At 59.5% G+C, this 12,347-nt stretch carries 6 protein-coding genes; 1 reads left to right on the top strand and 5 read right to left on the bottom strand.

Annotated elements, in window-relative coordinates; genetic code table 11:
- Window positions 1-21: 21 nt before the first annotated feature.
- The 5 genes from rodZ to JLG71_RS07035 form a co-directional block, all read right to left on the bottom strand.
- Window positions 22-993: a cytoskeleton protein RodZ gene (gene rodZ, locus JLG71_RS07055; protein WP_025106603.1), complete on the bottom strand. Its 972-nt coding sequence runs from the start codon at window positions 991-993 to the stop codon at window positions 22-24.
- Window positions 994-1,270: 277 nt separating this feature from the next.
- Window positions 1,271-2,437, bottom strand: a complete 1,167-nt coding sequence (locus JLG71_RS07050; protein WP_004123586.1) for a bifunctional tRNA (adenosine(37)-C2)-methyltransferase TrmG/ribosomal RNA large subunit methyltransferase RlmN — start codon at window positions 2,435-2,437, stop codon at window positions 1,271-1,273.
- Window positions 2,438-2,850: 413 nt separating this feature from the next.
- Entirely contained in the window at window positions 2,851-3,282 is a 432-nt protein-coding gene (gene ndk / locus JLG71_RS07045; protein ID WP_004114414.1) for a nucleoside-diphosphate kinase, read from the bottom strand.
- Between the two features lie 170 nt (window positions 3,283-3,452).
- Window positions 3,453-5,777: a peptidoglycan glycosyltransferase PbpC gene (pbpC, locus tag JLG71_RS07040; protein ID WP_048260596.1), complete on the bottom strand. Its 2,325-nt coding sequence runs from the start codon at window positions 5,775-5,777 to the stop codon at window positions 3,453-3,455.
- Entirely contained in the window at window positions 5,778-10,724 is a 4,947-nt protein-coding gene (locus tag JLG71_RS07035; protein WP_116280716.1) for an alpha-2-macroglobulin family protein, read from the bottom strand.
- Between the two features lie 400 nt (window positions 10,725-11,124).
- On the opposite strand from JLG71_RS07035, the gene JLG71_RS07030 reads away from it, so the two are divergent.
- The gene (locus JLG71_RS07030; RefSeq protein ID WP_048260593.1) at window positions 11,125-12,336 is read left to right on the top strand and encodes a hypothetical protein; all 1,212 of its coding nucleotides are present in this window, start codon (window positions 11,125-11,127) and stop codon (window positions 12,334-12,336) included.
- The last annotated feature ends 11 nt before the right edge of the window (window positions 12,337-12,347 follow it).

Below are 12,347 nucleotides of genomic sequence, written 5' to 3'. Positions count from 1 at the left end.
ATCTCCCGCGTTACCCGTCTATTACTGCGCCGGTGATTGTTCGGCATTGAGGGTCAGACGTGCAACCTGGTTAGTTCTGATAAAACGACTCAAATCGACTGGTTTACCCAGATACTGTATCTGTACCGCCGCCGGGGCACCGATTTTCAGCTTATAAGGAGCCTGGCCGCTCAGATTGAGGTTACCGCCTTTACGCTGTAAACCGCTGAACAGCTTTTTACCGGTCGCATCGCTCACTTCCAGCCAGCAGTCGGCGGTAAAATTCAGCACCAGATCCTGGGCGGAGGCCGCCGCAGCGGTCACGTTTGCCTGGTCGGTCGGTAACGGCGAAGTTGCCGGCGCTGCCGCCGTATCGACGTTGGCCTGAGAAGGCGCGACAACGGCGTTATTCTCGGCCGGAGCCGGGGCCGGAGTCGACGCCGCTGGCGCCGGAGACGTTTCTACAGGCGCGCTGTTGGCGGCGGTATCCGGTGCAGAATTCGCCGATTGATTATCCAGAGGGATGCTTTGGCTGTTGCTATCGCCCGCATTCAGTTCGGCGGAGGATTGATCGGCCATCGTGGAGATCTCGTCCTGCTGCGCTTTGTGGTCCTGCCACCACCAGGCGCCGCTGAGGCCAATCACCACGAACAGCACCAGCCAGGTAAAGCTCATTAGCCAGCCGTCGCGCTTTTTACGGCGTTTACCCAGCGAGAAGCTCTGCATGGGGGCAACTTTCGCCGCCCGGATCGGAGCCTGCTTGGCCATCATCGGCAGCAGCTCTTCTTCAGGAATGTGCACAAGGCGGGCATAAGAGCGGATATAGCCGCGCAGGAAGGTTGAAGCAAGATCGGCGGGTGCCTTATCGTCTTCAATATCACGAACCGTGGAAACCTTCAGGCATAAGCGTTCAGCCACCGCCTGCTGGCTGAGCCCGAGTTGTTCGCGGGCATTACGCAGACGCGCGCCCGTGGTGTTTGCTTCTTGATGGTCTTGAGTGGCTTCAGTATTCATTCGCTACAACTACTGGTACGTGAAATTTAAAATTCAGCGCCGGTGACCCCGCGCCGCGAGACATCTGCTCAACGTCAGACAAACAGTATAAGTCCGTATGACCTGGTATCACAGAGACTTATCAATATTGAATGCTAAGCGGTTGTTGTACCGCTACATACTGCCTCAAAGTCGACAAAAACGCACCGTAATTATTAACCACAACAGCGTATTTCGCCCGGCGATTCCACATAAATATGCAGCGCACCGCCAGGGCTGTGCGCTGCATCATTGATTATCAGACCGCCTTCACGTCGATGGCTTCGCCCTGCATACGTTTACGCAGCGTACGCTTGGTACGGTCGATAACGTCGCCGGCCAGCTGACCGCAGGCGGCATCAATATCGTCGCCGCGGGTTTTACGCACGATAGTGGTGAAACCATACTCCATTAACACCTTGGAGAAACGGTCGATACGGCTGTTGGAGCTACGGCCATACGGCGCGCCCGGGAAGGGGTTCCATGGGATCAGGTTGATCTTGCACGGCGTATCTTTCAGCAGCGCGGCCAGCTCGTGCGCATGCTCGGTGCCGTCGTTGACGTGATCCAGCATGACGTATTCGATAGTGACGCGTCCCTGGTTGGCGTTGGACTTCGAAATATAGCCACGCACCGAGTTCAGGAAGGTCTCAATATTGTATTTCTTGTTGATCGGCACGATTTCATCACGAATGGTATCGTTCGGCGCGTGCAGAGAGATGGCCAGCGCGACGTCAATCATATCGCCAAGCTTATCGAGCGCCGGCACCACGCCGGAAGTGGAGAGCGTGACGCGACGTTTAGAGAGACCAAAGCCGAAGTCGTCGAGCATGATCTCCATGGCCGGCACCACGTTAGTCAGGTTCAGCAGCGGCTCGCCCATCCCCATCATCACCACGTTGGTAATCGGACGTACGCCGGTGGTCTTCACCGCGCCGACGATTTTCGCCGCGCGCCAGACCTGGCCGATAATTTCCGAAACCCGCAGGTTGCGGTTAAAGCCCTGCTGGGCCGTAGAGCAGAATTTACACTCCAGCGCGCAGCCCACCTGGGAAGAAACGCACAGGGTGGCGCGATCGTCTTCCGGGATATACACGGTTTCGACGCGCTGATCGCCAACGGCAATCGCCCACTTAATGGTACCGTCGCTGGAGCGCTGCTCTTCAACGACTTCCGGGGCGCGAATCTCCGCGACTTCCTTTAATTTGCCGCGCAGAACTTTGTTGATATCGGTCATCTCATCAAAGTTATCGCAGCAGTAGTGATACATCCATTTCATCACCTGATCGGCGCGGAAAGGCTTTTCGCCCATGTTTTTGAAAAACTCGCGCAGCTGCTGACGATTCAAATCCAGCAGGTTGATTTTGGCATCTTTGTTCGGCACCGTCAGAGCGGCGCTATCAGGTGTGACTATTTGTTCAGACATAATTGATTCCGGCCTCGTTATTACACGTTATGGCCCCTGGAGGGTTGAAAAAAGAAACGCCCCGGGAGCGACTGCTCATCCGGGGCGCTGTATTCTACAAATTCTGGTCCATCAATACCACGTTTGCACGCAGCAATGATGAAAAAATCTGTAACTGCCTGGCAGATCCTCTAAGGATTTTCGATTGTCGCAAGGCGGTAAGCAAGTGAAGCCCCGGGAGCATAGATAAGCGACCGGGGTGAACGCGCGCAGCCAACACAGCGATAGTCGAAAAGACGACGAGGATCGGTATCTCCAAAGTATTTTACGTCACGGCGAGGCGGCGAATTCGCAAATCCCGGGAGCATAGATAACTATGTGACCGGGGTGCGCGAATGAAGCCAACAAAGCGGTGGCGTGAAAGACGCGGGAGATTAGCGGGTGCGCGGGCAAACCTCGCCTTCAGCAAAGAAAAACGCGATCTCGCGCGCAGCGGATTCAACGGAATCGGAACCGTGGGTGCCGTTCTCGGTGAAGCTGTCAGCGTAGTCTGCGCGCAGGGTACCCGCCAGCGCGTTCGCCGGGTTGGTTGCGCCCAGCAGGTCACGATGACGCTGAACCGCATTTTCGCCTTCCAGCACGGAAACCACGATCGGGCCGGAAGTCATGAATTCAACCAGACCGTCAAAGAACGGGCGACCTTCGTGCTCAGCATAGAAGCCGCGAGCCTGCTCAACGGTCAGATGCAGCATTTTGGTGCCAACAATTTTGAACCCTGCAGCTTCAAAGCGAGAAAAGATGCCGCCAATAACGTTTTTTGCCACCGCGTTTGGTTTGATGATGGAAAAAGTACGTTCAATAGCCATGATAACCTCTTTATATATGTTGTTCTGTTTTGCAGATGAGCAGATGAGACCGATAAATACGGCGCGAATTATAATCATCATCTAAGGCGATTGCCTATGTGTTTAGGTAACATTTTTTTAAAAAAAAGCGACCTTAAACAACAAATCCCGCCAATTAAGGCAGGTTACGTTTATTGCACGGTGAAGTTCGCGGCAACAATTTGCCCCGCCTCGTCCATCACTACCAGCTGATAACGGTCAGGGCGATCGATGTTAAGGGTCGCGCCGGCGCCTTCCGCCTGCAGAGGCTCACCGTTAAGAAACCACCAGCGGCGCCCCTCCCCGCCGGTCGTTTGCAGCGGCAGCATCACCTTTTGCTCGCCGGGCAGCCGTTTAACCACCGCGCCTTCACGAAGACCGGAGAGCACCAGCGGAGCGGCATCCGCGGTTTGCACCGGCGGACACGCCGCCGAAACCGCAGGCAGCCTGACGCGACGCCGTTCGCCTGCGGGTAGCCAGGGTTCAAGCGGCAGCGGCCAGACGTCGAGGCTTTTCTCTACCGCGCCGGGGCAATCTGCCGCCACCCGCAGCCCTTTCTCATTCAGCCACACCGGGAAGCGAATCCCGCGAATACCTTCCTGGCCGGGCAGCAGCAGGGTCGGCGGCTGGCTCTCATCGAGCAGCCAGGTGGCCAGCCGTCGGCGGCAGTTCGCGTCGCCCGCGGGTAAATTCTGCCCGCCGGGCCAGCAAACCGTCCCGGCGCTGACCGACGACGGGCGAGGGTCGGCCGGCAATCCGCCGCGGCTCATCGCCGGGCGCGCCAGCAGCATATTATTCACCTGGTTCAGCAGCGGCACCGCGCTGGCGAAGCCAAACTGCCCGACGACCGGCGTGCCGTCGGGTCGCCCGGTCCAGATACCTATCAGATAGCGGGCGTTCACGCCGATCGCCCAGGCATCGCGGTAGCCGTAGCTGGTTCCGGTTTTCCACGCCAGCGGCACCACCTGCACCAGCGACGCATCGGGCACCGGCTGCGCTTCGCCGGCCAGTATGCGCCGCACGATCCACGCGGCGCCCGGCGACAGCAGCGGCCTCTCAACCAGCGGTGAGTCTGGCGTGATGCGCAATTGTCCCGCCTTACCATGGCGGGCGAACGCGCTGTACGCCGCCACGATATCCGCCAGACGCGCGCCGCCTCCGCCGAGGATCAGCGACAGATTCGGCTCCGCGCCGGCGGGCAGCATCAGCGGCAATCCGGCATTGCGTAGCCTGGCGGCAAAACGCTTCGGCCCGTAGGCCTCCAGCACCTGCACTGCCGGAAGGTTCAGCGAGCGAACCAGCGCGTCGCTGGCGCTCACCGGCCCGTGAAAACCGCTGTCAAAATTCCCCGGCCGGTAGTCGCTAAACCGTCGCGGCACATCCTGTAACAACGAAGCCGGATGGATCAGCCCCTCATCCAGCGCCATACCATAAACAAACGGCTTCAGAACCGAGCCCGGGGAGCGGATCGCCGAGACCATATCAATATGACCAAAGCGGCTATCATCGTTGATATCCACCGACCCTACCCAACCGCGCACCTTCATATTGGTATGGTCGACCACGATCATCGCTAAAGAGCTGCGCGGCGGCAGGCGCGATTTCCAGTTCAGCGCCAGGTCTTCCAGCTGCCGCTGCAGTCCGGCATCCAGCGTCGTTACCACCTTCTCTGCGCGGCTGCTCGCCAGCGCGCGGCGGGCAAAAAGCGGCGCCAGCTGCGGCATCTGCCGCGGAAAGAGCCAGACGGGCTCTTCGATAGCTTCTCGTACCGGCAGCGATGGCCACACGCCCTGATTTTCCATCCGCAGCAGCACCTTATCGCGCGCCGCCTGCGCTCGCTCCGGCCAGCGATCCGGACGCAGCCTGCTCGGCGCCTGCGGCAGTACCGCCAGCAGCGCCGCTTCGCCATAGCTAAGCTGCGCGGGCGGTTTACCGAGATAGGCCCAGCTGGCTGCGCCTATCCCCTGCAGCGTACCGCCGAACGGCGCCCGGTTGAGGTAGAGCGTGAGGATCTCGCTTTTTGACAGATGCCACTCCAGCTGCAGCGCGCGCCATAGCTGACGCAGCTTGCCGCCGAAGGTTCGGGGATGCGGATCGAGCAGGCGCGCCACCTGCATGGTCAGGGTGCTGCCCCCGGAGATCACCCGCCCGGAAGTGAGATCCTGCCAGGCGGCGCGAACGATCGAGAATGGATTAACGCCGGGGTGATCCCAGAACCAGCGATCTTCATACTGGATCAGCGCCTGTAAATAGCGCGGCGAAACGTCAGCCAGGGTCACCGGATAGCGCCAGACGCCCTGCGCGTCGGCGAAACGCCACAGCGGCGTCCCGTCTTCCGCCACCACCACTCGGGCAGGCGTCACCTCGCGCAGCGGCAGCGGCCACAGGCGATCGGCGGCCAGCAGCAGCAGCCACAGCAAAAAAATAAACGCCGCCAGCCAGCGCCAGCGGCGTTTAATGCGCTTCAGTGCCCGCATTTAGGGTGCAACGGTGAGCGGTCCGCTGGCCGCGCCGGTTGCCCGCCACTGCGGCACGTACATTGACTCGACCTGCGGCTGCGGTACCTGATAGGTGCCCGGCGTCACCGCGCGCGCCAGATAAACCAGCGTCACCGGCTGGCCTTCATTGATAGCCACCGCGGCGACGAAGCGATCGTCGCGAAACTCAATGTGCTGAATATCGGCCTGCTGCATCTGGTTAAGCAGATTCTGCACCACCTCGCCGTTCTCCTGCAGACTGGCGCTGCTGTTGGCCAGATTCTGGTTTTCCAGCTCCAGCCCCGCCGGGAGTAAATCCACCACCAGCGCGTCCGGGACGTTACGCTTAGCCGTCACTTCCAGCTTCACCAACACCAGTTCGCCGCTGCGCAGCGAAGAGAGCGATTTCTGCTGGCCCTGGGTATCGAAAATTTGCCGTTCAATGCCAAGTACGTTGCCCCCCGGCTGCGGCGCGTTCTGCGGATAGCCGCTGCTGTCGAGACGGAGCCACAGCGGCTGCTGGCCGGTATTGGTCACCTGCAAGGCCGCCAGCTGGTCGCCGGTCAGGTTGCGGGTTTGCGCTTTCTCGCCGGAGAGCGGTTCGGCCTGCACGGAGGTTTGCGCCTGCCAGCTGCCGGGGAGATCCTGCAGCGTACGCCCGGCCAGGAACAGGGCGTTACTCTCCTGCGTCGAGAGCCAGCGCTGGCCGTAGGCTTCGTCCGCCAGATGGCTGAGCAGCGTATTTTGCGCTTCCGGCAGCAGTTTGTTCTCCTCCAGCAGCGCCAGCTTCAGCGCATCGTCGCGCAGCTCGCTGCCGTAATCGCCGAGCCAGCGATTCGCGTCCTGCCGCGGCGTCGTCAGCGCCAGCTTCAGGGCTTCGTCGCCGCGCGGCGCATCGCCCATCAATTTCAGGGCCACGCCCAGCTGCAGCAGCGGCAGACCGGAACGCGCCTGGTCGTGACGGCTCCAGATTTCGCGCAGCGCGCCGAGCGGCGCTTTCTGCTGCCGGGCCAGTACCAGCGCGGCGTAGGCCTGAGCGGCAAAGCGGCTGGCCTGGGCATCATCGCTATAGCGGACGGTCATCAGCCCCGGCTCCTGTAAATAACGCAGCAGGCGCTGGTTGCCGTTATTGACGGCGTTCGTTGGTACGCTGTAGCCCTGCTCGCCCGCCCGGACGAGGAAGTCCATCGCGTAGGCGCTCAACCAGTACTCCTCCGGCCCTTCTTTATCCCACAGGGCGAAACCGCCATCATCGCGCTGCATCTGCAGCAGACGAGAAATGCCGATATCCACCGCCGCGCGTCGCTTTTCATCGCTATCGCCGCCGATCCCCAGGGCTTTAAGCTGGGCGGCGTTGGTATAGAGCGACGGGAACAGCCCGCTGGTGGTCTGCTCCAGGCAGCCGTAAGGATAGGCTTTCAGGTCGCGTATATAGCGCGCCAGGTTCAGCGGCGGCTTACCGCTGAACACCAGCTGCCCCTGCAACGTGGCCGGCGAGAAGCCCTCGCTTTGCGCCGCCGGAGCCTGCCAGCTTTCACCCGGCTGGAGGACAGAGCCGGAATTCACGGTTTGCGCCGGGAAAGCCGGACGCACGCCCAGCTGCCACTGCTTCTGCATCGGCGCGAAGGTTTCACCCGGCAGGTTCAGGCCGCTGATGGTGGCATTCACCTGACCATCGCCAAAGCCTTGCTGCGCGCGAACCGGCACAAACAGGGTGCTGCGCGCGCCGGGAGCCAGATGCACCGGCGGTATTTCTCCCCCTTCAAGCTGCAGCAGACCGCTGGCGGACAGCGCAACGTTGAGGGTCTGCGGCTTATCGGTCAAATTGCTGAGATCCAGCGCCAGGCGAGTGGTATCTCCGCTGGCGAGGAAGCGCGGCATATTCAGCTCGGCAATAACCGGCGCCGCCACGATCGTTTTTCCTTCGCTGCTGCCAAAATCCTCTGCGGTCCATGCCTGGGCCATAACCCGCAGTTCGCCGTTAAAGTCGCCAATCGGCAAAGTCACCGTCCCTTCGCCTTTCTCATCCAGCACCACCGGCTGCGCCTGCTGAGCGATAATCGTCACGTGATTAACCGGCGGTTTGCCGCCGCGTTTGAGTTCATCACCGTCGCCGCCGAAGCGCAGGCTGGCGAGTCTCCCCTGCCCTTCGATCACCTGACCATAGATATCGTAAATATCGGCGCCGTAGCGTTTCTGGCCAAAGAAGGCGTTCCACGGATCCGGCGTTGCATAGTCGGTGATATTGAGTACGCCGCTATCGACGGCGGAGAGCAGCACGTTAACCTGTTTCGGCGTCTCGCCTTCTTTGACGCTGGCCTTAACGTTGACCTTCAGCGGCTGGTTGGGGCGCATTTTATCCGGCGCTTCCAGCGTCAGGTTCAGACGGCGATTTTCATCGCCAAGCGGCAGATGCAGCAGACCCACCGCCCGTTTTGGCGTCGCGGACTGGGATTTATCCCCCGGACGAATCACCAAGGTGCTGAGGTACAGGTCGTGACGATTCCACGCTTTATCCACCGGGATCGATAGCTCCATCCCTTCCGCCGGGACGTCAATCTCCTGCCACCACAGCGGCCCTTCGCTTGATTCCACCAGCGCGTAGCCTTTACCGGCTGCCGGAGCGGCGATATGCAGCTTGATCGTATCGCCCGGTTTATAGGCCGGTTTGTCCAGCTTCATGGTGACGCGATCCGGACGCGCCGCCCCCTGGCCATCGCTGTTATCCTGCCAGCTGTATCCGGCCCAGAAGCGCACGCTGCTGACCGCATCATCCGGCCCTTTAACTTCCAGGCGATAAGAACCCCACTCGACCGGGAAGCTCACTTTCGCCGTTTGTCCGGCTGAAATATCCAGCGACACCTCGCCTTCCTGAAGATCTTTTTGATCGAACTGCGACTGCCAGCCTTCGCTCTCGGACCAGTTCCAGTAGTAGTCGCGGCGTTCGCGAATCAACCGAACCTGCAGCCCGGAGACCGCTTTCTTCTCACCTTTGGCGTCGGCATACACAATCTCAAACGCGGCGGTGCCGTTTTCATCCACCACCGGCTGCTTGATAGTGCTGTCGGTGCGATAGTCGTAAACCTCTTTCAGGGCAAATTCCGGTCGGATACCCGGCAGCGTTTCGGCCGGCCAGATCGGCTGCCTGACGGTGCGCGTGACCGGTCTGCCACCGGACTCCAGCAGGCTGGCCTGCAGGATCACCTGCAGCGGCGAGCGGCTCTCCTGCCACTGGCTGGCGGCGGTGACTTCCGCATGTCCGCGATCGTCCAGGGTGGTCTGCACTTCATCCAGGCTGCGGGAAAGGTTCTCTTCGGCAATGTCGCCAAACTGGAAGCCCGGCAGCGCAGGCACCGCATCGCGCAGCGGACGCAGGAACAGTTTACCCTGCAGCGAGTTGCCGCTGGCCGGCGCGCCGTACAGATACGCCCCGCTCACGGCAAAGCTGACATCCGCAGCCGGCGAAACCGGGGCATTTTGCGGCGTGAGATTCAGCGCCATGCGCTCAGGCATAAAATCTTCAACGTGAAAATCCCACTCGCGCGGCTGGTTGTCGCCGGTGCTGGCGCGAATGTGCCACATCCCGGTCGCCGCGCCGCTATCGAGCGGATAAGTCAACTGATACAGGCCGTTAACCGGTTTGCTGACCGTCGAACGAATAACCTGGCCATCCGGCTGCACGACTTCCAGCTTCACCGGCTGCTCGGGGAGCGGTTTACCGTCACTATCGCGCAGTAGCGCGTTGAGAATAACCGTTTCGCCCGGACGATAGAGATCCCGTGGGCCAAACATAAATAGCTGCTTGCTGAAGCCCGGCGCGCCGGCGATGGAAAATTCAGCCAGGTCCAGCGCCGGAAGTTTGAGATCCAGCAGAGTGGTTTGCCCGTCCTTACGCGCCAGCAGCAGCGCCGCTTCTTTGTCCGTTTGCAGCGTCACGTGCCCCTGAGCGTCGCTCTTCGCCTGCGCCAGGGTTTGCCCTTTGGCGTTCAGCAGCTGCACATCGATACCGGACTGCGCCGCGCCGTTCTCCAGGCTCTGGGTAAAGACATCCAGCCGGTTGTGGTAGCGGTGCGCGGATACGCCGATATCGCTGAGGGTGAACAGCGTCGCGGCGTTGCTATAGCTGTAGCGGCCCGCCTGGTTCATCACCGCGATATAGACGCCCGGCTCCTGCAACGGCTTGATATCCGCCAGCGGCAGCAGCAGTTTTTCGCGCGTATTGCGCGCCGGGTTAAGGTCAAAACGGCCGGTGTAGACCAGATCGGCCATCTTCAGCAGCTCGTCCGACTCCCAGTTGCTCAGGGAATTGCGGTATTCCCATTGGCTGACGAAGGCGGAGAGCGATTCAGGTTTGATGCGGAAAAAATTGACGTCGATGTTATCGACATTCAGCGCCATCACCGGCAGTCCGGCCACCACTTTCCCCGGCAGCAGCGAGCCGCGGCTGGCAAAGCCGATGCTCGGGGCGATATCGCGGGTGGTAATGGTTTTTTCAACGCTGCTGTCTAAGGTCGCTTTATTCAGCGCGGTCAGGGTGGGGTCGAGCGAAACGATCAGCTCGCGTTTTGGCTCAAGATGACGTAGACGCAGCTCTTTAAGGTTGGGCGCCAGCTCCCATGCTCCATCGACTTTGCCGCTTTTTTTGTCGACCAGATGCACGCTGCGGGAGAAATCCTGATCCGGCTGCAGAGGAATAGAGAAGGTCAACACCAGCGTCGCCGCGCCGTCGAGCTGAACTTCAGAAGCATCCAGCAGCGTTAACGCTTTGCCTTTGCTTTTTTCAGCCAGCGCCGCCAGCTGGGCGCTGTCCGGCTTCGCGGGCGCGCTATCTGCCGCCGCGGATGGCGCCGACGCGACCGCCTGCGGTTTGCCGCTGTCGTCACAGGCGGTCAACGATAGTGCGGTAAGTAGCGCCAGAGATAGCGCCGCCAAACGAAATGGTTTCATCCTTCTAACCCCTCGGCCCGCAGGCCAGATAATTTCAGTGAACACATTATTATGCGTTAGCGGCAGAATTACCAATAGCGCGCTAGCAAGCAATATTGGTAGGGATCACGGATAGCTGGAGTGGATTAATTTAACGGATATACCGCGCTACGATTTTTCTTATATCAACTTTTAATATCCTCAGCTATCGATACTTTTTATTCTGAAATCCCACTCTCTCTGCCCATATAAATTGACAAGGCGCGCGCTTTCTATTTATTGTTCGGGATATCATTGCCTTTAAAATATAAATTATTACGCCGGCGATGATATTGACTGTACGTTCCAGCGTTTACCAGATAACACAACATCAACCCATCTCATATAAATATATATGGGATTAATAATATGGAAGTTATTTATGTCTCAGATGGTCGCACTGTCGATTATTATTTTAATTCTTTATATCGGCGACGTTGTTTCAACCCGCACAAAAGCCTGGATTCCCTCCGTATTTGTCTGTGCGGTCCTGTTTTTAATCGGGTACTGGACATTTTTCCCGGCAGATATTATCAGCCGGGCCGGAATCGGCACGCCGGTTGCCATAATGCTGATGTATCTGTTAATCACCAATATGGGCACCCTGCTGTCGCTAAAAGAGCTGGCGCAGCAGTGGAAGACCGTGGTCATCTCCCTCGCCGGCATTGCCGGGATCGCGGCGGCGGTCTTTGCGGTGAGCCTGGCGCTGTTCGACCGCAACACCGCGCTGGTCACCATTCCTCCGCTGGTCGGCGGTATCGTCTCATCGCTGATTATGTCGCAGGGCGCGAGCAGCGCCGGCCTGGTCGACCTGTCGGTTTTTGCCATTTTGATTTACGTGATGCAGGGGTTTGCCGGATATCCGCTCACCGCCATCATGCTGCAGCGCGAAGGTAAAACGCTGCTTGCCCGCTACCGCAGCGGCGAGCACCGACCCGATAACATCGCCGATGAGCACGCGATGCTCACCGTTGGTGAGGAGAAAATGCCGCGCCTGTTCAGTAAAATCCCCGTTAGCTACAACAGCAACTACTTTAAATTCCTGCGGCTGGCGCTGGTCGGCTGTCTGGCCTGGCTTGTCGCCGACCTCGCGAAGCCGATCGTGAATATCAGCCCCTTCGTGCTGTGCCTGTTTTTTGGCGTGGTGTTTACCTCGTTAGGCTTTCTTGAAAAACATATGCTGCATAAGGCGAACGGCTTTGGCTTCGCCATTATGGCATTGATGCTATTTATCTTTGATACCTTAAACAAAGCCACGCCGGAGATGCTGCTGCGCCTGCTTTTCCCGATGGTGGTGTTAATCGCCACGGCGGCGATCGGGATGTTTGTTGTCTCCTGGCTGGTCGGAAAACTGCTTGGCGTCAGCGGCCCGATGGCTTTCGCCATCTCATTGACCGCGCTGTACGGTTTCCCCGCCGACTATATTATTACCAACGAGGCCATTAACGCCCTCACCCACGATGAAAAAGAGCGCCAGATGCTGACCCACCATATGCTGGGCCCGATGCTGGTCGGCGGATTCGTCTCCGTCACCATGGTGTCGGTGGTGTTAGCCGGAATTCTGGTCGGCTATCTGACCCCCGCTATCGGCTGAGCGCGTTGAAT

The organism is Klebsiella michiganensis, assembly GCF_015139575.1.
Classification (GTDB): domain Bacteria; phylum Pseudomonadota; class Gammaproteobacteria; order Enterobacterales; family Enterobacteriaceae; genus Klebsiella; species Klebsiella michiganensis.
This window is presented reverse-complemented; position numbering and strand designations above follow the sequence as displayed.